Here is a 19117-nt window from a genome sequence, read left to right on the forward strand (position 1 = left end):
CCATGTCGGGGAAACAGCCGGTCGAGGTTCTGCTACGCCCAGCGGTGGAGCTATACACCATCGCGGCGTGTGCAGGCGCCGCGTTTCTGTGCCTGGTGGCCCCATGGTCGCTCGCGCTGAGCCCTTCGATGGGCGTCGGCAGCGCCTTGGCATTCGGTGCCTACGGCGCGATCCGCTACCGCGATGCCCGCGTCATTCTGCGCTACCGGCACAACATCCGCCGCCTGCCGCGGTACGTGATGACGAGCAAGGACGTGCCGGTCAGCCAGCAGCGCTTGTTCGTGGGGCGCGGGTTTCTCTGGGAGCAGAAGCACACCCATAGGCTGATGCAGACGTACCGGCCGGAGTTTCGCCGCTACGTCGAGCCGACGCCGGCCTACCGGCTGGCCAGGCGCCTGGAGGAACGGCTGGAGTTCGCGCCGTTCCCGCTGTCCCGGCTGCCCGCGCTCACGGGCTGGGACGTGCCTTTCAACCCCGTGCGCCCGTTGCCGCCTGTCGGCGGCCTGCCGCGCCTGCATGGCATCGAGCCCGACGAGGTGGACGTCAGCCTGCCGCTGGGGGAGCGCGTCGGACACTCGCTGGTGTTGGGCACCACGCGGGTGGGCAAGACGCGGCTGGCCGAGTTGTTCGTCACGCAGGACATCCGCCGCAAGAACGCCGCAGGCGAGCACGAGGTCGTGATCGTCATCGACCCCAAGGGGGACGCGGACCTGCTCAAGCGGATGTATGCCGAGGCCCAGCGCGCGGGCCGTGAAGGCGAGTTTTACGTCTTCCACTTGGGCTGGCCGGACATTTCGGCGCGCTACAACGCGGTGGGCCGCTTCGGCCGCATCAGCGAAGTGGCGACCCGGGTGGCGGGGCAGCTCTCCGGCGAAGGCAACAGCGCGGCGTTCCGCGAGTTCGCATGGCGCTTCGTGAACATCATTGCCCGCGCCCTGGTGGAGCTGGGGCAGCGCCCGGACTACATGCTGATCCAGCGGCACGTCATCAACATCGACGCGCTGTTCATTGAGTACGCCCAGCACTACTTTGCCAAGACGGAGCCCAAGGCCTGGGAGGTGATCGTCCAGATCGAGGCCAAGCTCAACGAGAAGAACATCCCAAGGAACATGATCGGGCGCGAGAAGCGTGTGGTGGCGCTGGAGCAATACCTCTCCCAGGCGCGCAACTACGACCCTGTGCTCGATGGCCTGCGCTCGGCGGTGCGCTACGACAAGACCTACTTCGACAAGATCGTTGCATCGCTGCTGCCGCTGCTGGAGAAGCTCACGAGCGGCAAGATCGCCCAGCTCCTGGCGCCGAACTACTCCGACCTGGCCGACCCGCGCCCGATCTTCGACTGGATGCAGGTCATCCGAAAGCGGGCCATCGTCTATGTGGGTCTGGATGCGTTGTCTGACGCCGAGGTCGCCGCAGCGGTCGGCAATTCGATGTTCTCTGACCTGGTTTCGGTGGCCGGACACATCTACAAGCACGGAATCGACGATGGCCTGCCCGGCGCAGTGGCTGGCGCTCGCGTGCCGATCAACGTGCACGCGGACGAATTCAATGAACTGATGGGCGATGAATTCATCCCGCTCATCAACAAGGGCGGCGGTGCCGGCCTGCAAGTCACGGCGTACACGCAGACGCTCTCGGACATCGAGGCCCGCATCGGAAATCGCGCGAAGGCCGCCCAAGTGATCGGGAATTTCAACAATTTATTCATGTTGCGCGTGCGCGAGACGGCCACCGCGGAACTGCTGACGAGGCAGTTGCCGAAGGTCGAGGTCTATACAACCACCATCGTCTCGGGCGCGACGGACAGCTCAGACATCCGCGGCGCGACGGATTTCACGTCGAACACCCAGGACCGCATCAGCATGGCCAGCGTGCCGATGATCGAGCCGTCACACGTCGTCGGCCTGCCCAAGGGCCAGTGCTTCGCGCTGCTGCAGGGCGGCCAGCTCTGGAAGGTGCGTATGCCGCTGCCGGCGCCGGACCCGGATGAAGTGATGCCGGCGGACCTGCAGCAACTGGCCGGGTACATGCGCCAGAGCTACAGCGAGGCCACGCAGTGGTGGGAGTTCACCAGCTCGTCGGCCTTGCAGGATGCGGCCTTGCCCGACGACCTGCTGGACGATGCCGCTGCGGCCGAGCCCGGCGCGGTGGCCACCGGCGCCGACGATGGCGCGGGCAACGAGGCCGTGCCATGAAGGATGCCGCCTCGACCGCGCAGCGGGAGCAGAACCATCGCCAAGGCTTGATCGTCGGCACCATCACCTTACCGTTCCGGCTGCTCGGGGTGCTCATTGGCTCGCTGCTGTTTTCGATCGTGGTGGAGTGCGCCGGCATGCACCTGTTCTGGAAGGACCAGGGCTGGCGCCACTCCCAGCAGATGCTGCGGTACGAACTCGGGCACCTGTCCAACCACTTCACGCGCAGCGTGGTGGTACAGGAGCCCGGGCGCACGGCGCACGAGTTGGTGGATACCGGGTACGAGTGGGTGTTCGTGCGCTCGGGGTTGCTGGAGCGCATGAGCCAGACCGCCGAGCGCGTCCGCGCGCCCAGCCACGGGCAGAGCCGCAACTTCCGCTACTACATCAGCCAAGTCTATGTCTGGGCCGAAAGCTACCTGATCGCTGCGGCCTTCACGACGCTCACCTTCCTGGTGCGCCTGCTGGTCCTGGTGCTCACGCTGCCGCTGATCCTCACGGCGGCATTCGTCGGCCTGATTGACGGCCTGGTGCGACGGGATGTGCGCCGGTTCGGCGCGGGCCGCGAATCCGGCTTCATCTACCACCGCGCGAAGGCCAGCCTGATGCCGTTGGCCGTGCTGCCTTGGGTCACCTATCTCGCTCTGCCCATATCGGTGCATCCTCTGGTCATCCTGCTGCCCAGCGCGGCGTTGCTGGGGATGGCAGTCAGCCTGACCGCAGGCAGCTTCAAGAAGTACTTATGAGGTGACACGGGCGGCACGGCTCTGCAAAGCCGTGTGCCGTTCATCGGTTCTGCAGGGTATCAAGAGCAGCATCCAACGCCGTAACCGCCTCGACGACCGTTCTTACCGTCGCCCGATCAAACTCATGATCGCGCTGAGCGTCGTGCACACCGCTATTGAGGTAACCCCATTCAATACTCGTACCGCTGACATTGAGCAGCCGGACCAACGCCCCTACGGCATCCGGCGCACCCGCATGTTGCGCCGCGATACGCTCGACGGCCGACCGCAACTTGGTGCATTTATTGTTCAGCTCCCAAGGCGCGCGGGGCCCGCTCAGCTTGATGTCGATCCGGCCGTCCGCCCGCCGACCCAGCCACGTCCACAGGCGGTCCGTCAGACTCTCCAGCGCCGGCCGGGCCTGACGCAGTGCCTCGCGTTTCTCGTCAGCCGCCAACGCCTGCTGGGCCAGAAGAACATAGTTCTTCGCTGGCGGGTCGCTGTCGGCCCGCAGTTCGTGCTCTCCCTGATGCGGGAGAAACTTGTAGCGCTTAATGGCCGCGGCGCGGCGCACGCCCAACTCCTGCTGGATGCGGTGCAGGAACTCCTCTGCGTGCGAGGTGAGGATAACCTGCTTGCCGTGGAGCAAACCGTCCTCGAAGAAGGTACGCCAGATGCCATCGCGATGGTCGTCGTCGATCGCGTTGACGACGTCATCGAATATGACCACGGGGCAGCCCTGCGCGAGGTTCTTGGCAAGCAGAATCGCCAGGCCCAGGCATTTGATGTGCCCTTCGCTGAAGACGATCAACGCGTCGTAGCGCGCGCCCGGCTCGCCGGCGAACTCCACCTCGATCTTGCCGTTCTCGGCCACGGGCAACCACAGCGCGTGCAGCAGATCGCCGGGCGGATCGGCCCGGTTGAATGCGTTGTAGAGATGGCGGGCTTGGTCTCCCAGCCCCTGTAGCAGAACCCCCGGCAGAGCGGTTAGGTATGCCTGAATCTCGGGCAGGAAGCCGTCGTAGGCGGCCTTGACCCGCTGATGGTGCACCACCACCGGCATTTCGTCCGTGGCCGCCTGGATTAGGCCGCGGTTCGCGTCGTCGAATTGGGCCACGGTTTGGCGGGCGGCCGCCAGCTCCTGATCCGCAGTCGTGCGCATGGTCCGCAGCCGTTCGATCTCCAGCTGATGCTGTTGCAGGCGGTCCCGCTCCTGGGCCATCGCGCCGCGCTGGGCATTCACGTCGCGCGCCTGCGCGTCGAAGCCTTCGATGATCTGTGCGATCCGTAAGAGGGCTTGCCAGGCGCGCTGGTCCCCATTCACCCCGCCGCCGAGCCAATTGCCCGCCGACGTGGGAGGCAGCAGTGGCAGGCCCGCGGCCTGCGATTCGGCAGGACAAGCGACCCCAGCCGCCGCCACCACGCGGCGCATTTCGTCACACAGCGCTCGGACCGCCTCGCTCAACTGCGTCCGATGCCCGGCCTCCTGCTGCTGCAGGACGGCCAGTTGCGCGAGCTGCTCCAGGCCCATTCGCGCCCTGGCGAACGGGTCCTGCGCCACGGCGGCCAGTTCGGTTCCACATGCCGGACACGCGGTCGCCCCGTCCGCCAACGCTTGCACGGCCTCGTAGAGCTTCGCGTACGACACCTCGCCGGCGCGGGCCGCGAGTTGCGCGGAAGACGCTTGCCACAGTCCCTGGACGCGGTAGGCCTCTGCCAGCAACGCTTGCAGGCGGGCCTGGGTCACCTCGTGAATGGCAGGCGGGTTGGCGTCCAGCTGAGCCTGGACATACGGTAGCCGTCCTTGCTGCTGCGGCGTACCCAGCAGCCAGTCCACGCAGGTTTGATAGGTCGCGCCAGGTGACATGCGCTGCGCCAAAGCTTGTTCCAGGCCCTCGACCGCTGCGATCTTCTGCGGGTAGGCGGCGATGGTCTGTTCGGAGTTCGCCAACTGCAGGCGACGCTGCGCCAGCTGCGCCGCCTGCACGCCGGCAAGCATCAGGTCCTGATCGAGCGAGGGGTTGAAGCCGCGCACGAACTCGCTGAACTGGTCCACGCCGAACAGGGTGGCGATGAGCTGGCGCTGATCGCTCGGGGTCCGCGCGGCGATTCGGGCGAAATCGTCGAGGCGGTTCTTCTCGATGAAGCAGAAGCGATACTCAGCTTCGTCGGGCTGGACGGCCTGCGCCTCGCCCGCCGCCGTAGACGACAGGACTGGCGCGATGTGGCGGCGCAGGCGAGCGTTGTTGCAGTACGTCCGCTGGTCGACCCGCTTGGCCTGCGCTTCGCTGATCGAACCGAGCATCGCCACTTCCAAGGCTTCGCAGAAGCTGCTCTTGCCGGTGCCGTTGGCACCGTAGACCAAGGTGATGTCATGGCTGAGGTCGAACGTCTCCTGCCGCATGAATCCTCGAAACGGCCCGACTTCGAGCTGGTGCAGTCACCCGAGCGCCGGCCCGTTTTCGGGGCCGCGCGCGTCCCCGTCGTAGGCGACAGGCATCTGCGCCAGATGCGCGATGGCCAGCGGCGCCAAGCGCGTGGAGCGCCCCCGGCGTGCAGCACCGACCTCGGCCAGTGGCTGCAGGTGATCGAGCACCAGGTGCGCCAGCCGGCGCACGTCGTCGTGCACGTGCCGCTGCGTCAAGTGCGCCAGGAACCGGTGGTACTCCGAACGTATGCTTGCCACAGCGACCCCTCACTTGGTCAACCACTGACCGTAAGCCTCCACATCGATCATGGGGACCGTTCCACTGAACTGAAGCTGCGCGATCAGCTTGAAAAGAAACGCGGTCGCCGGCTTGTTTTCGTTGGTGTAGCTGTACGCGCCGCTGGCTTGGTCATAGAAAAAGTGCCCGTGGGCGGCAACGCATCCGATGTCCAGACGCCCCTCGGTGAGGTTTGCGTTCAGCGCCTTGTCCATGGATGGGCCCAATGCAGGACTCCATTCGCTCTCGAAGGTGAGCAAGCCACCCAGAATCGGAATCAACGGCTTCGCTGGGTAGGTCCCGCCAGCGTGCGGGATCGGCAGGCTCGTGCGGTGCAGCCTGCGCACACTGGCGACCTTCTCCTGGGCATAGGCCACAAGCCCCGCGTCAGCCGTCTGCTTGGCCTCGAACACGGCGTACACGCTTTCGGCTGGAATGATCGTCTCGTTCTCGTAGGTGAAGATAAAAGGCGAATATTGCCGATCAAACACCACCACATCGATCTGCTGGCTGAAGTTCCCCAGGCTGTCCACCACATGCGCCTTCGCCGCCTGGTACCGTTTGGGCAGATAGGTATCCAGCATGTCGATCCAGACGTTCTCGCTCGCATCCCCCTTCGTACCCGGGTGACCGAAGGTCTTGCGTACTACGGACAAGCGCTGCTGGATGTCTTCATGCAGGGACGACAGGAGCTGGGAAAGCGACCACTGGGACATGCTGTACCTCGATGGGACGTGTATGGAAGCCGATGGAATCAGGACAGTGGGAACTTGGGGCCAAACAGTGCGCGCCAGGCGCGAAGCGCTTCGATATTGCGACCACGACGCGCGTGGTCGATGGCGATGCTTGCGTCCTGGCTCGCCTGGAACAGCAGCTGCTGCGCGCGCTGCTTGCGCGCGGCATCCATATCGTTGCTGATCGCCGGGCCAAGTCCGGCGGGATCCGGCCACTCGTCATGAACACGATCGGCAAGCGTGGCAAAGAACGACTGGATCTCGCGATCGAACGATCCTCCCCAGCCGCCGTAAAGACACTCAAGGGCCATTACCTCGATCAGGAACGAGGGCTTCACCGGCTTCTGATCGCCGTGCTTGGGATTGCTGTTCCAGTACTTCACCATGCGCACGAGACCTTTCCACTCATTGCCATAGGCTTGGTGCGCTGCGGTCGCCTTGTCCTTATGGATCTCCGGGTCCGTCTTGATCCACTTTCCGGACGCCGTATCGGGGATCTCATACTGGTCGCCGGTGTCGAATGCGGGCACCGCATCCACGCTGACCACCCGGTAGTCCGTGTTGTCCTCCGCGTCGATGTGAACACCGAAATCCACGTTGATCGAGCGCGCCTGTTTGCGCACGGCCGCCGAACCGTATTTCTCCACCAATGCAGAGTGGAAATCATCCAGCACTACCGATGCGGCCTTGCCGTGGTAATGCTTCTCCGAGTCCTTCAGCACGAAGAAGATGTCGATATCCTTGAGCGGCTTCGTCTTCGTGTATCGAGCATAGGACCCGGTCAGGAAGCTGCGCGCAATGCCGAACTTGGTCTGCAGGTAGTCCCGCACTTCGTTCTGGCGTTGCGAGGCATTCTTCTGTTCGCGTTCGTTGAGTTCCAGACGCGACTTGAACTTGCGAAAAGCTTCATCGATCGACAGCATCAGCGTTGCCTCCAATATCCGGCCTGACCCGCCAGGCCGCTGTGTTCGACAGTCGAGCCTAGGCTCTGCTTGACCATTCCATCCGTCGAGCGATAACTTCCTTTGCTCCACCCCTCCACATCAGGCCGCCCTGGCTTTGTATCGAGCATTAACTTGTACTTGGCCTGCGATGGCAGCAGCCCAGCTTTCTTGATCGCGTACTTCAACTGCTCGGTATCTGTCCAGAAGCTGCCGTCGCCATCGGACCACCCATACACGATGTCGATATCCCATCGGGTCACGAGTTTGTCGGTTGCCGGGTTGTAGATCTCCAGAATCACCTTGCGCAGATCACCGGTCCCGAGCCACGTCTTGATGGCTCGGGTATTGCTCTCCCAGCGATCCGCGAAGTGCTCGGGGTCCAGCCCACTGAGCAGGATGATGTCTTTCAAGCTCTTGAGGATGTTGTCGGTCACATAGGTAACCGAGTGCGTGTACGAGTAGGTGGCGACGGTGCTCATGACTTGAGGAAACCTCCGAGGTCGAGCGACAGCGCTTGTCCAGCATCGGCCTGCGCCTGCGTGGCAATTCCTTGGCTCAAGTCCCGTGCAATGATGCGAGAACTGTGCTTTTTGAGCGCGGTTTGCACCCAGCCGAGCTGCTCCTTCGGACACGGCAGCGAGACTCCCCAGTCTCCCTTCAACGGCTCGAACCCCAAGACTTCTTCGTTGGCATCATCACCATCGATCGCGTCTTCGTCGAAGAGGCAGTAGATCCTGGTCCGTGGTCCATCGCATGTCGCAACGATGGGCGCGCTCTTGGGTGCCTGGTCGGCGATCAAGCTGGCGGCCACGCCCGCCACGGCCCTGAGTTCAGAGCGAGCCGTGCCGTCCTTGCCCTGAGTGAGCAGTTCGACAATGGCATCCCACGTCTGCAACGCATCGCGGTGCGGCGAGCTGCGAAACGTCCGGCTGACAACGGTGGTCATTTTTGCTTCCCTCCTTGAAGGCGCATTTGCGTTGCCTGTCGTATCGCACTGCGCAGGTGCTCTACGGAAAGCTTGTTCGGATCGATAGCCACTTGCGGGTCGGCCGCGAGGGCGTTGGCTACGACCTTGCGAATGGCCCGACCATCCAATCCGACGCACTCGCCAGCGCACGCGTCGAACTGGTGAGCCGAGGAAAGCTTGCCAATCCCCGGAAATGTCTTTGCCAGGCCATTCAGGCAGTCCACCAGGATCTGCTTGCAGGCATCCTTGCCGGGCAGTGGCACCTCCATCACCATGTCGCAACGAGATAGGAAGGCACTGTCGACGGCCTGTGGGAAGTTGCTGGTGGCCACGAACAGCAGATGCGGGTTGCGTTCGGCCAACATGTCCAACTGCACCAACACCGCGTCGGTGGCCCGGTGCACATCAACCGGGTTGGCTTCCAGGCTGAGCTTGGCTCGATCAGCCGCAAGCGTTTCGACCTCGTCCAGAAGGACGATCGTCGGGCCCGCCGCTGCGGATTCTGCGATCGATTGCGAGAACAGGTCTGCCACGGCGCGTTGAGTCTTTCCCATTGCAGAGCTCGTCAGCGTGTGAGGCTCTACTTCCAGCAATCGAAACTTCGCAGAAGAAAAAGATTCGGCCACACGATGCGCCAAGCCCCGTGCCAAGGAGGTCTTCCCAGTCCCCGGCGGGCCGACCAACAAGATCACGCCGTGCAGGGGGAGTACCGTGCGCTCCACCTTGGGGCGCACCGTGAAGTTGACGATCGCCTGTGACAGCAACTGCTTCTTGAGAGCTTCGTCCATGACGATGGAATCCCACAGGGCGCCCAGCGACGTGTCCGGCAGCTTCCAGCTTCGATGGATGCCTTTCGGCAAAGTGGCGTCTGATGAAGGATTCTTGGTCATCCGTGGCTCTCGGCGGGTCAGAGAATGGTGCGATAGGTCGCCAGCACCTTGGTCGTTTGCACAAGGCCTTGGCGCAGCAGGATTTCGAGATAGCGGTCCACCTCGATCGGCGGATGCTTGAGTTGGGCACGCTGGCGCTGCGCAGCCGACACCACGGCGGCCGCGTCCAGATCCAGTAGGTTGTCCACAAACTCATCGGGGTGCTGCGATTCGATGCCGTACGGAGCCAGCAGATCGTTCGGGAAATCCCGTTCGTTGAACGTCACAATCACGCTCGCACCGCAGCGAATCGCCGCAGCCAGGACGTGCCGGTCGTCCGGATCGGGCAATGTCAGGCCTGCCACGAGCGCTTCGTAGCCCTCCACCAAGCCGTCCGGAATTGCCCGGTCCATGAGATCCGACGTCCTGTCGACCTGAACCCGGGTGAGATCGGGGCGGTTGATCAACAGGTTGCGTTTCCACTCCTCATGAATGGCTTGGCTCCACCGCGCCCGGAAGCGGCCAGACAGGCCGAGCCACATCAGGAAATCCCGCAGTGGCGCGGGATATAGAACGCACGCGTCGTAGACGGCGGTGAATGGGGAATGCCTCATTCGTATCCCATTCCCAACTCTTGCGACTGCTGAGCGAGTTCGGCCATCGCCTGCTCACTGGCGCGCTCGCGCGCTTCCTTGTACTGCATCAGATCGGCGAACCTCACCCTGCGGTGCTTGCCGGTGCGATGAAATGCCAACACCCCATCTTCGAGCAGCTTGACGAAATGGGGACGGGACACGTTGAGCAAGTCCGCCGCCTCTTGGGTCGTCAGCTCTGCATGGACGGGCACCACCTTTACTGCATTGCCATCGGCCAACTCGGCCAGGATGTCGACCAGCAGGCGTAAAGCCGAGGTAGGCAGTTCCACCTGATGAGCCTGTTTGTGGTCATCAAAGATCTGGATGTGCTGCGTCTCGAACTGGGTTGCGAGGTAAGCCGCCAAGGCACGTTGACCCTGGACGGCTGCCTTCACCTCTCCCGCGGCGGGAAGGGTCATCTTGGATTGGGCAGTGGCGGTGGTCATGGGTAGCTCCTAAGCGAAAACGGTTGCAGAGCTGATCATATTCGAAATACTCGAAAAACGCAATAATCGAAGCGCGACCCGGGCTTTTGTAGGTTCGCTCGCAGCATGCCCAATCCGGTCGTCCGCCAGTTCCTATTGTTTGCGGCCTGAAACAGCCCTGATCTGCACGATCAACCCATTGCTGATCACACAGGAATGGCGCGATGGTGGCTTCGATCTGGCTGCGCGCCGCGCATCGCGGCGTGCCCACTTTTTTCGTGACGGCCCTCGTGCTGGGCCAGTCCCCGATGGCATTGGCCGAGTCCCCGGCGCAGCGCCAGGAGTTGGTCGCCGCGCTGCGCCAGCTCGACGCGCTGGAACGCACCGTCGCGGACAGCGCCGCGCATGCCCCCATCCAGCCGGGCGAGCGCTACCACTTCGATTACCCACGGCTGCTGGCTGACCTGGCGCGCGTGCGCGCCGGCATCCAGTTCCACCTGACGCCATCACGCGCTCAGCCGCGCGACCCCTCCGAACTGGCCGGCGACTACCGCACCGAGCGGGCCGCTTCGCCATCGCCGAAGACGACTGCGGAGGGCGAGCAATGAACGGCGCCCAGGTCTCGGCATTTCAAGCCAACAGCGGCATCGCGCCTTCCGCGATGGCGACCGTCCTGGTCGGCGTCGTGTTCGCGGTCCTGCTCGTGTGGGGCGTCTGGGCCATCCGAACGGCCTACGTGGGGTGGTCCGAGAGCCGCCTCAACCAGCGCCAGTTCCTCGGCGTCTGCATCCGCTTCGTCGCGATGTACCTCGTCCTGAGTTTCTTCCTCCTGTCCTGACCTGAAAGGCCCGACCATGCACAACCGCAACCTCACTTCCCGTTTTGCCCAGCGCGCCGCCGTGGCCCTGGGCGCCGCCGCGCTGCCCGCGCTGTCGTTCGCGCAAGGTCTGCCGCAATTGGAGAACCCCACGCGCGGCACCGGCAACGGCATCATGGAGACCATCCGCAACTACGGCTACGACATCATCATGCTCGTGGCCCTGCTGGTGGTGGCGTCGATGTTCATCGGCGTCTGCTACCACGCCTACGGGACCTACGCGGAGATCCACACCGGCCGCAAGACGTGGGGCCAGTTCGGCCTCACGGTCGCCATCGGCGCCGTGCTGCTCGTGATCGGCATCTGGCTGCTCACCGAAGCCACCGGCATCCTGTAAGCGAGGCCGGTATGTCCGAGCAGCAGCACGTCCGTGCGGACGGAACGGTCACCTTCCTTCCGCACCGGCTCAACCGCCATCCCGTTGTGGTGCGCGGCCTCACCGCTGACGAACTCTGGATTTGCTGCGGCCTGTCCGGCGCCGCCGGCCTGCTGGTCGGCGCGCCGCTGTCCTGGGTGTTCCGCACGATCGCGCTGGCGCCGACGTTCGTCGTCCTGGGCGTGGCGCTCGGCGTCTTCATCGGCGGCGGCATCCTGCGCCGCCTCAAGCGTGGGCGTCCCGACACCTGGCTGTATCGGCAACTGCAATGGCGCATCGCCACGCGCCATCCGCTGATGGCAGGCTGGGTCGGTGGCCATGTGCTGATCTCGCGCTCGGGCTTCTGGTCCACCCGCAGGAGCATGCGATGAGCCGCTTCAAAAACGAGATTACCCATCTGCAGGCGCACATCAAGACCTTGCGCCTGGGCGCGGGCGCGCTGGTCGTCGTCGCCCTGGTCATGGGCGGCGGCTGGTGGAGCGCGCCGCGCGACCTGACCATCCACGTCCCGCCCGACCTGCGCTCCGGCAGTACCCGCAAGTGGTGGGAAGTGCCGCCCGAATCGGTCTATGCGTTCACGTTCTACGTGTTCCAGACCCTCAACCGCTGGCCAACCAATGGCGAAGAAGACTACTCGCGCAACCTCCACACGCTCTCGCCGTACCTCACCCCGTCCTGCCAGGCCTTCCTGCGGGCGGACTATGACTACCGCCGCTCCACGGGCGAGCTGCGTCAGCGCGTGCGCGGCATCTACGAGATTCCCGGCCGCGGCTATGGCGACGACCCCACGGCGCGCGTGCGCACCGTGTCCGATCGCGACTGGGTGGTGACGCTGGACATCACGGCGGACGAGTACTACGGCGCCGAGCAGGTCAAGCGCGCCCTGGTGCGCTATCCGATCAAGGTCACGCGGGTGGACGTCGATCCCGCCCGCAACCCGTTCGGCCTGGCGCTGGACTGCTACGACGGCGCGCCCCAGCGCATCAGTGCACCGGAGCCGACGCGCCCGGCGCCGAGTGGCCTGTCTCCGCAAGCGCCTCAAGGAGGAAACACCCCATGAAGCATCCTGTATTCGCGCTGCTGGGGCTACTGGCCGTGGCCGCGGCACCCATCGCCCATGCAGTGGAGATCCTGCGCTGGGAACGCATGCCACTGGCAGTGCCGCTGAAGGTCGGTCAGGAACGCATCGTGTTCATTGACCGGAACGTGCGCGTGGGCGTGCCCGCGGGCGTGGGCGAACGCCTGCGCGTGCAGAGTGCGGGCGGCGCGGTGTACCTGCGCGCCAGCGAGCCGATCGAGCCCACGCGGTTGCAACTGCAGGACGCCGACACGGGCACGCTGATCCTGCTGGACATCGCAGCCGAACCACCCAAGGACGGGGAAGCCGAGCTGGAGCCGGTGCGCATCGTCGAGGGTGACAGCGCACCGGGACGCTATGGCGAGCAGGCCGACAGTGCCGAGGCCCCGGCACGCGCCCAGGGCCAGGCAGGTGCGCGGACCGCGCGGCGCGAAACCCCGGTCCCTGTCGTCCTGACGCGCTTCGCCGCGCAGCACCTCTACGCGCCGTTGCGCACCGTGGAGCCGCTGCCGGGCGTCATGCGGGTCAACCTGCCCCGCGACCTCGACCTGGACACACTGATGCCAACGCTGCCCGTGCGCGCGGTCGCGCTCGCGTCGTGGCGGCTGGAGGACCAGTGGGTCACTGCCGTGCGCCTGACCAACGGCAGCGGCGGCTGGATCACGCTCGACCCGCGCGTGCTGCAAGGCGATTTCCTCACCGCCACCTTCCAGCACGAGGCGCTGGGCCCGCGCGGCACGCCCGAGGACACGACCGTCCTGTACCTGGTCACGCGCGGCCGCGGCCTCGCGCAGTCGCTGCTGCCGGCGATTCACCGCTTCGACCCTGCCGTGCATCTGCCGCAGCCGGACGGCGACGAGAACGCCAAGGAGGCCCGCCATGCGCAGTAACGGCCTACTCAAGTGGCTGATGATCCCTGTCGCCATCCTGGTGCTGTTCGTCGGTATCCGGCTGTTCTCGGGTGGAGGCAGCACGGCGCCACCCGCGGCGGACAACGGCGCCCAGCTCACGCCCGATGAAATGAAGGCGCTGGGCATCGAGGGCGATACCCCGCGCGACACCGTGGCAACGCTGGTTGCGCAGGTCAAGCAGTTGCGCACCGAACTTCAGACCGCGCTCTCGGACAACAAGTCGCAGCGTGAAGAGAACCAGCGACTGCGCCAGCGCGAGAACTCCATCGACCAGCGCATCAACTCGGCGCTCGAATCCGAGCGGTCCAACCTGCGCCGCGACCAAGAGCAGGCGGCCAGCGCGCGCCAGCAAACCGAAGGGCTGCTCGCCGACCTGCAGCGGCGTCTGGACAGCATCGGCGGGCGCGGCGGCGGCCATGCGGACCTGCCCGTGGGCCTGGGGCTGCAGGGCGGCGACGAGGCAGGCATGGAGGGCGGCGTGCGGTGGGTCGAGCCGGACGACGCAAAGCCCGCCGAGGGGCGCAACGGGGGGCGTGGCGCGAGCGGCGCGAGAGGCGGCATGAACTTCCCAACGAGCTTCGCTCCGGCGCAGAGCACGCTCGAAACCACGGCGGAAACCGTGGCCAACGCGGGCGCCCGCGCCGCCGGGGTCAAGAGTGCCAAGCCGGTCTATACCGTGCCGACCAACTCCACGCTCATGGGTTCGGTCGCCATGACCGCGCTGATCGGCCGCGTGCCGATCGACGGCACGGTCAACGATCCCTATCCGTTCAAAGTTCTGGTCGGGCCGGACAACCTGACCGCCAATGGCATCGACATTCCCGACGTGGCCGGCGCCGTGTTCAGCGGTACCGCCTCGGGCGACTGGACGCTCTCGTGCGTGCGCGGTCAGGTGCGCAGCATCACGTTCGTCTTCAACGACGGCACGATTCGCACAATCCCCGAAGACCGCGAGGGCAACCAGCAGGACAACCAACAGCAGAACTCTCAAAGTGGGGGCTTGGGCTGGATCAGCGATCCCCACGGCATCCCGTGCGTCAGCGGCGAGCGGCGCAGCAACGCCCAGCAATACCTCGGCTCGCAGGCCCTGATCACCGCGGCCGGTGCCGGTGTGGCCTCGCTCATCGAGAGCGACAGCGGCCGCATGTCCTATGTCGGCTCGGACGGCTCCATCGGCACCGTGGGCATCACCGGCCAGGAGGCGGTCGGCCAGATTCTGGCGGGCGGCGTGCGGGACATGTCGGCCTGGGTCAACAAGCTCTACGGCCAAGCGTTCGCCGCCGTCTATGTCCAGCCCGGCGCGAAGGTCGCCGTCCACCTCGAAAAGCCGCTCGCCATCGACTTCGATCCCGAAGGCCGCAAGGTCGATCACCGCACAGGAGAAAGCCATGCTCTCGAACTTGAATAGCTTGGCCCGTGGCCTGGCGCTGGTCCTCGCCGTCGCGGCGCTCGCCGGCTGCGCCACCAGCAAGGAAAAGCTGCTGACCCACGGTGACCGCACGATGATGGACATCTGGCAGCAGGAGGCCGGGGACGGCGGTGGCGCAGCCGGACGGAACGCCGGCGGCCAACTGCTCGATGCGCGCCAGAGCCTGCGTCGGCCGCTGACCGACGCCGATATGCAGGCCGCACCTGCCGAGCAGATGCGCTACACGCGCACCGCGCGCAACGAGGTCCATCGCCAGTTCCAGCGCCTGCCCAATCCCGATCTCGTGATGTACGTGTACCCGCACCTGGCCGGCACCGATCCCGTGCCGGTGCCCGGCTACACGACCGTCTTCCCGCTGTACCAGCGCATTCAGTACGCGATGCCGGGTGAGCGCGTGGAGGACTACTGATGCGCTGGAAACTTCCCTGGCCTAAGCCGGCCGCGCTGAAGCTGGCCGCATCCGGCGCTGGTGATGACGAGCAGCCGGACGGCTGGCAGCGCCACATTGAGGCCTTGCGCCAAGCCGGCATCCCCGAACCCGGCTCGGCAGTCCGGGGCCGCAAACCGGCGACGGAGGCCGACGAGCAGGCGCTGTACGAGGTCGCACCGTCCTTCGTGGAACTGCTGCCCTGGGTCGAGTTCTTGCCCGAGTCAAGGTCCATGTTGCTGGAGGACGGCCAATCGGTGGCGGCCTTCTTCGAGCTGGTGCCGCTGGGGACCGAGGGCCGGGAACCGGGCTGGCTTGCCCACGCCCGCGACGCCTTGGAGAACGCGCTGCAGGACAGCTTCGATGAGCTGGACGAGAACCCCTGGGTGCTCCAGCTCTATGCCCAGGACGAGCCGAGTTTCGACCAGTACATGCAGACCCTGCGTGACTACGTGCAGCCACGTGCCCGCGGGACAGCGTTCACCGAGTTCTACCTGCGCTTCTTCGGCCACCATCTGCGTGCGGTGGCCAAGCCCGGCGGCCTGTTCGAGGACACGGTGGTCACGCGGCTGCGCTGGCGCGGGCAGACGCGGCGCGTGCGCATGGTGGTGTACCGCCGCGCGAGCGGTCAGGGACAGTCAAACCGCCGCAGCCAGACACCCGAGCAGATGCTGGGCATCGTTTGCGATCGCCTGTGCGGCGGGCTGGCGAATGCTGGCATCCAGGCCCGGCGCATGGTTGCAGCGGACGTTCACGACTGGCTGCTGCGATGGTTCAACCCGCGCCCCACGCTGCTCGGCCCTGGGGTGGAGGACCGGGAGCGCTTCTACTCGCTGGCGCGCTACCCGGACGAGACTGAGGCCGGCGAGATCGAACTGGCGAGCGGGCGGGATTTCAGCCAGCGGCTGTTCTTCGGCCAGCCACGCTCCGACGTGGAGCACGGCACCTGGTACTTCGACGGCATGCCGCACCGTGTGCTGATCACCGACCGGCTGCGCATGCCGCCCGGCACGGGACATCTAACCGGCGAGACCCGCAAGGGCGATGCGATCAACACGCTGTTCGACCAGATGCCGGAAGACACCTTGCTTTGTCTCACGATGGTTGCCACGCCCCAGGATGTCCTGGAATCGGATCTGAACCACCTGGCGAAGAAGGCCGTGGGCGAGACGCTGGCGTCGGAGCAGACGCTCAAGGACGTGCATGAAGCCCGCTCGCTGATCGGCAGCGCGCACAAGCTCTACCGGGGCACGCTGGCGTTCTACCTGCGCGGGCGCGACGAGGCGGAACTGGATCGGCGCGGCCTGGACCTGGCGAACGTGATGCTCAACGCTGGTTTGCAGCCGGTGCGAGAGGATGATGAGGTGGCGCCGCTCAACAGCTACCTGCGCTGGCTGCCGTGCTGCTACAACCCCGGCAAGGATCGGCGCCGGTGGTACACGCAACTGATGTTCGCCCAGCACGCGGCAAACCTGTCGCCGGTGTGGGGCCGTGCCCAGGGTACGGGGCATCCAGGCATCACGATGTTCAACCGCGGCGGCGGGCCGATCACCTTCGATCCGCTCAATCGCCTGGACCGGCAGATGAACGCCCACCTGTTCCTGTTCGGCCCGACGGGTTCCGGCAAATCGGCCACGCTCAACAATCTGCTGAACCAGGTCACGGCCATTTATCGGCCGCGCCTCTTCATCGTGGAAGCCGGCAATAGCTTCGGCTTGTTCAGCGACTTCGCCAGGCGCCTGGGCCTGACCGTGAATCGGGTCAAGCTGGCCCCCGGATCGGGCATCAGCCTAGCGCCGTTCGCCGACGCGCGCCGGCTGATCGAAACGCCCAGCGATGTGCAAACGCTCGATGCCGATGCGCTGGACGAAGACCTGCCACCCGATGCCTCAGCCATGGAGGCGGACGAACAGCGCGACGTGCTGGGCGAACTGGAGATCACGGCGCGGCTGATGATCACTGGCGGCGAGGACAAGGAGGAAGCCAGGATGACGCGCGCCGACCGCTCGCTGATCCGCCAGTGCATCCTCGACGCCGCCGAGCACTGCGTGGCCGAGAAGCGCACGGTGCTCACGCGCGACGTGCGCAATGCGCTGCGCACCCGCGGCCAGGACCCGACGTTGCCCGAGATGCGGCGCGTGCGGCTGCTGGAGATGGCGGACGCGATGGACATGTTCTGCCAAGGCACGGACGGCGAGATGTTCGACCGCGACGGCACGCCGTGGCCCGAGGCCGACATCACGCTGGTGGATCTCGCGACCTATGCCCGTGAGGGCTACAACGCGCAGCTCTCGATCGCGTACATCAGCCTCATCAGCACGGTGAACAACATCGCGGAGCGTGACCAGTATCTCGGCCGCCCGATCATCAACGTGACCGACGAAGGCCACATCATCACGAAGAACCCGCTGCTCGCGCCGTATGTCGTGAAAATTACAAAAATGTGGCGCAAGTTGGGCGCCTGGTTCTGGCTGGCGACGCAAAACATCGACGATCTGCCGCGCGCCGCAGAGCCCATGCTCAACATGATCGAGTGGTGGATCTGCCTGTCGATGCCGCCGGACGAGGTGGAGAAGATCGCACGATTCCGCGAACTCTCGCCGGCGCAGAAGGCGCTGATGCTTTCGGCACGCAAGGAAGCGGGCAAGTTCACCGAGGGCGTCATCCTCTCCAAGAGCATGGAGGTGCTCTTCCGCGCCGTGCCGCCGAGCCTGTATCTCGCGCTCGCGCAGACCGAACCCGAAGAGAAGGCCGAGCGCTACCAGCTCATGCAGCAGCACGGCGTCAGCGAGTTGGATGCCGCCTTCAAGGTGGCCGAGAAGATCGACCGGGCACGCGGCATCGAGTCGCCGGCCCTGGCCCTGCCCTGAATCTGCCGTGCACCGGAGAACGCCATGGAACAGAAACGCTCATCCATTCCGATGCAGGTCCAGGCGTTCCGCCGTCGGCGCTGGCGGGCCCGCTGGCCATGGGCGTTAGGCGCAGTGCTGGTTGCGCTGCTGCTGATCTGGCTCGTGTCCCGTTCGCCAGGCGAGTCCACGCCCCAAACCTCGGCGCCTGTCAGCGAGACGCAGGTGGCCGGGCCTCCTTGGCAGATGGGCAACCCGGCAGGTCGTTTCACGCTGACGCTCTACGCGGACCTCGAATGCCCGTTCTGCCGGTCCTATTTCCCTGTCCTCAAGCGTTGGGTAGCCGGCAATGCGGACGTGGCCTTGCAATGGCACCACCTGCCGTTGGCCGCGCATGAGCCGGCCGCGTCCGCCGAAGCGCGCTTGGTGGAATGCGCGGGCGAAGCCGGCGGCCATCCCGCCTTCTGGCAGGCTGTCGAGTGGGTCTATGTCCACACACACAGCGACGGCCAGGGCTTGCCCGAAGACCTGCGCCACCCCGCCCTGACGCCAGCCATCGAACAGTGCATTGCGAGCGAGCGGCCCGACGCGGCGATTCGTACCCAAACTGCGGAAGCCACGAACAGCGGCGTGACCGCCACGCCGTCGCTGCGGCTGCACGATCGCGAAACCGGCAAGGCGATCCTGCTGCAGGGCCCGATCGAGGGCGATGCCTTGCTGTCGGCCATGGACATGCTCGCGGCCGGCGATCCCGCCGCCACACCCACATCGGAAATGCCTGCCGACGTCGTCGGCGACATGCCCAGGTAGCCCCGGTCTTCAAGGCTACGGCGCAGTCCGCTGCGCTGACCACAACCCCGTTCGCCTCGCATCCTGGCCGCGAACGATCACCGCTGCCGCGGTGATGGATGCACCTTGTTCGTTCCCCAGGAGGGCTTGCCCTCCCAGGGCGAGTGCCCTCCGATCTCACC

The 19117-nt window shown here is 65.5% G+C and carries 19 protein-coding genes and 1 pseudogene; 12 read left to right on the plus strand and 8 right to left on the minus strand.

The window, feature by feature from the left end:
• Positions 1-2 precede the first annotated feature (2 nt).
• Positions 3-2195, plus strand: coding sequence for a type IV conjugative transfer system coupling protein TraD (gene traD, locus IHV84_RS10530; RefSeq protein WP_198846823.1), 2193 nt, complete (start codon positions 3-5; stop codon positions 2193-2195).
• Positions 2192-2941 carry a TIGR03747 family integrating conjugative element membrane protein gene (locus tag IHV84_RS10535; protein ID WP_003109778.1) on the plus strand — a complete coding sequence of 250 codons (750 nt, stop codon included), beginning with the start codon at positions 2192-2194 and terminating at the stop codon, positions 2939-2941. The genes traD and IHV84_RS10535 overlap by 4 nt, the downstream gene beginning before the upstream one ends.
• A gap of 40 nt (positions 2942-2981) precedes the next feature.
• Here IHV84_RS10535 and IHV84_RS10540 read toward each other — a convergent pair.
• The 8 genes and pseudogenes from IHV84_RS10540 to IHV84_RS10575 all read right to left on the minus strand — a co-directional run bounded on the left by IHV84_RS10540 (position 2982) and on the right by IHV84_RS10575 (position 10220).
• Positions 2982-5606 (minus strand): annotated as a pseudogene (locus IHV84_RS10540) (AAA family ATPase).
• Between the two features lie 9 nt (positions 5607-5615).
• Positions 5616-6341: a CBASS effector endonuclease NucC gene (gene nucC, locus IHV84_RS10545; RefSeq protein WP_003050273.1), complete on the minus strand. Its 726-nt coding sequence runs from the start codon at positions 6339-6341 to the stop codon at positions 5616-5618.
• Between the two features lie 38 nt (positions 6342-6379).
• Positions 6380-7282 carry a CBASS oligonucleotide cyclase gene (locus tag IHV84_RS10550; RefSeq protein ID WP_198846824.1) on the minus strand — a complete coding sequence of 301 codons (903 nt, stop codon included), beginning with the start codon at positions 7280-7282 and terminating at the stop codon, positions 6380-6382.
• Positions 7282-7782, minus strand: coding sequence for a type III CBASS phage resistance system CD-NTase-associated protein Cap7 (gene cap7, locus IHV84_RS10555; protein ID WP_003090159.1), 501 nt, complete (start codon positions 7780-7782; stop codon positions 7282-7284). Before cap7 ends, IHV84_RS10550 begins: the two co-directional genes overlap by 1 nt.
• Positions 7779-8249, minus strand: coding sequence for a type III CBASS phage resistance system CD-NTase-associated protein Cap8 (gene cap8, locus IHV84_RS10560; protein WP_003105626.1), 471 nt, complete (start codon positions 8247-8249; stop codon positions 7779-7781). Before cap8 ends, cap7 begins: the two co-directional genes overlap by 4 nt.
• Complete coding sequence (locus IHV84_RS10565) at positions 8246-9160, minus strand: AAA family ATPase (RefSeq protein ID WP_003105629.1); 915 nt, start codon at positions 9158-9160, stop codon at positions 8246-8248. Before IHV84_RS10565 ends, cap8 begins: the two co-directional genes overlap by 4 nt.
• A 17-nt stretch (positions 9161-9177) precedes the next feature.
• On the minus strand, positions 9178-9753 hold the full coding sequence (locus tag IHV84_RS10570) for a PIN domain-containing protein (protein WP_003109777.1): 576 nt from the start codon (positions 9751-9753) through the stop codon (positions 9178-9180).
• Entirely contained in the window at positions 9750-10220 is a 471-nt protein-coding gene (locus tag IHV84_RS10575) for a helix-turn-helix domain-containing protein (RefSeq protein ID WP_003050245.1), read from the minus strand. Before IHV84_RS10575 ends, IHV84_RS10570 begins: the two co-directional genes overlap by 4 nt.
• Before the next feature lie 203 nt (positions 10221-10423).
• Between IHV84_RS10575 and IHV84_RS10580 the strand changes: the two genes are divergently transcribed.
• The 10 genes from IHV84_RS10580 to IHV84_RS10625 are packed head-to-tail and all read left to right on the plus strand — an operon-like array spanning position 10424 to position 18956.
• Entirely contained in the window at positions 10424-10807 is a 384-nt protein-coding gene (locus IHV84_RS10580; protein WP_003120001.1) for an RAQPRD family integrative conjugative element protein, read from the plus strand.
• Positions 10804-11037, plus strand: coding sequence for a TIGR03758 family integrating conjugative element protein (locus IHV84_RS10585; protein ID WP_003050225.1), 234 nt, complete (start codon positions 10804-10806; stop codon positions 11035-11037). The genes IHV84_RS10580 and IHV84_RS10585 overlap by 4 nt, the downstream gene beginning before the upstream one ends.
• Positions 11038-11053: 16 nt before the next feature.
• Entirely contained in the window at positions 11054-11413 is a 360-nt protein-coding gene (locus IHV84_RS10590; RefSeq protein ID WP_003090173.1) for a TIGR03745 family integrating conjugative element membrane protein, read from the plus strand.
• A gap of 11 nt (positions 11414-11424) precedes the next feature.
• A complete protein-coding gene (locus IHV84_RS10595; protein WP_003050133.1) occupies positions 11425-11823 on the plus strand; it encodes a TIGR03750 family conjugal transfer protein in 399 nt (132 codons plus the stop codon).
• Positions 11820-12512, plus strand: coding sequence for a PFL_4703 family integrating conjugative element protein (locus IHV84_RS10600; RefSeq protein ID WP_003090182.1), 693 nt, complete (start codon positions 11820-11822; stop codon positions 12510-12512). The genes IHV84_RS10595 and IHV84_RS10600 overlap by 4 nt, the downstream gene beginning before the upstream one ends.
• Positions 12509-13420, plus strand: a complete 912-nt coding sequence (locus IHV84_RS10605; protein ID WP_198846825.1) for a TIGR03749 family integrating conjugative element protein — start codon at positions 12509-12511, stop codon at positions 13418-13420. Before IHV84_RS10600 ends, IHV84_RS10605 begins: the two co-directional genes overlap by 4 nt.
• Positions 13410-14849 carry a TIGR03752 family integrating conjugative element protein gene (locus IHV84_RS10610; RefSeq protein WP_198846826.1) on the plus strand — a complete coding sequence of 480 codons (1440 nt, stop codon included), beginning with the start codon at positions 13410-13412 and terminating at the stop codon, positions 14847-14849. Before IHV84_RS10605 ends, IHV84_RS10610 begins: the two co-directional genes overlap by 11 nt.
• Complete coding sequence (locus IHV84_RS10615) at positions 14830-15279, plus strand: TIGR03751 family conjugal transfer lipoprotein (protein ID WP_003050109.1); 450 nt, start codon at positions 14830-14832, stop codon at positions 15277-15279. The genes IHV84_RS10610 and IHV84_RS10615 overlap by 20 nt, the downstream gene beginning before the upstream one ends.
• Positions 15279-18167 carry a conjugative transfer ATPase gene (locus IHV84_RS10620; RefSeq protein ID WP_198846827.1) on the plus strand — a complete coding sequence of 963 codons (2889 nt, stop codon included), beginning with the start codon at positions 15279-15281 and terminating at the stop codon, positions 18165-18167. Before IHV84_RS10615 ends, IHV84_RS10620 begins: the two co-directional genes overlap by 1 nt.
• Positions 18168-18191: 24 nt before the next feature.
• Positions 18192-18956: a thioredoxin domain-containing protein gene (locus IHV84_RS10625; protein ID WP_003050104.1), complete on the plus strand. Its 765-nt coding sequence runs from the start codon at positions 18192-18194 to the stop codon at positions 18954-18956.
• Positions 18957-19117 lie beyond the last annotated feature (161 nt).

Origin of the sequence: Acidovorax sp. IB03, assembly GCF_016406015.1 — a bacterium.
Taxonomy (GTDB): Bacteria; Pseudomonadota; Gammaproteobacteria; order Burkholderiales; family Burkholderiaceae_C; genus Acidovorax; species Acidovorax temperans.

Bases quoted from the DNA above. Each gene is read 5' to 3' on its own strand.
- cap7 (WP_003090159.1), bottom strand. From the start codon at position 7,782: ATGAGCACCGTCGCCACCTACTCGTACACGCACTCGGTTACCTATGTG.
- IHV84_RS10615 (WP_003050109.1), top strand. From the start codon at position 14,830: ATGCTCTCGAACTTGAATAGCTTGGCCCGTGGCCTGGCGCTGGTCCTC.
- nucC (WP_003050273.1), bottom strand. From the start codon at position 6,341: ATGTCCCAGTGGTCGCTTTCCCAGCTCCTGTCGTCCCTGCATGAAGAC.
- IHV84_RS10565 (WP_003105629.1), bottom strand. From the start codon at position 9,160: ATGACCAAGAATCCTTCATCAGACGCCACTTTGCCGAAAGGCATCCAT.
- IHV84_RS10585 (WP_003050225.1), top strand. From the start codon at position 10,804: ATGAACGGCGCCCAGGTCTCGGCATTTCAAGCCAACAGCGGCATCGCG.
- IHV84_RS10535 (WP_003109778.1), top strand. From the start codon at position 2,192: ATGAAGGATGCCGCCTCGACCGCGCAGCGGGAGCAGAACCATCGCCAA.
- IHV84_RS10610 (WP_198846826.1), top strand. From the start codon at position 13,410: ATGCGCAGTAACGGCCTACTCAAGTGGCTGATGATCCCTGTCGCCATC.
- IHV84_RS10580 (WP_003120001.1), top strand. From the start codon at position 10,424: ATGGTGGCTTCGATCTGGCTGCGCGCCGCGCATCGCGGCGTGCCCACT.
- IHV84_RS10575 (WP_003050245.1), bottom strand. From the start codon at position 10,220: ATGACCACCGCCACTGCCCAATCCAAGATGACCCTTCCCGCCGCGGGA.
- IHV84_RS10590 (WP_003090173.1), top strand. From the start codon at position 11,054: ATGCACAACCGCAACCTCACTTCCCGTTTTGCCCAGCGCGCCGCCGTG.
- traD (WP_198846823.1), top strand. From the start codon at position 3: ATGTCGGGGAAACAGCCGGTCGAGGTTCTGCTACGCCCAGCGGTGGAG.
- IHV84_RS10600 (WP_003090182.1), top strand. From the start codon at position 11,820: ATGAGCCGCTTCAAAAACGAGATTACCCATCTGCAGGCGCACATCAAG.
- cap8 (WP_003105626.1), bottom strand. From the start codon at position 8,249: ATGACCACCGTTGTCAGCCGGACGTTTCGCAGCTCGCCGCACCGCGAT.
- IHV84_RS10625 (WP_003050104.1), top strand. From the start codon at position 18,192: ATGGAACAGAAACGCTCATCCATTCCGATGCAGGTCCAGGCGTTCCGC.
- IHV84_RS10620 (WP_198846827.1), top strand. From the start codon at position 15,279: ATGCGCTGGAAACTTCCCTGGCCTAAGCCGGCCGCGCTGAAGCTGGCC.
- IHV84_RS10605 (WP_198846825.1), top strand. From the start codon at position 12,509: ATGAAGCATCCTGTATTCGCGCTGCTGGGGCTACTGGCCGTGGCCGCG.
- IHV84_RS10570 (WP_003109777.1), bottom strand. From the start codon at position 9,753: ATGAGGCATTCCCCATTCACCGCCGTCTACGACGCGTGCGTTCTATAT.
- IHV84_RS10550 (WP_198846824.1), bottom strand. From the start codon at position 7,282: ATGCTGTCGATCGATGAAGCTTTTCGCAAGTTCAAGTCGCGTCTGGAA.
- IHV84_RS10595 (WP_003050133.1), top strand. From the start codon at position 11,425: ATGTCCGAGCAGCAGCACGTCCGTGCGGACGGAACGGTCACCTTCCTT.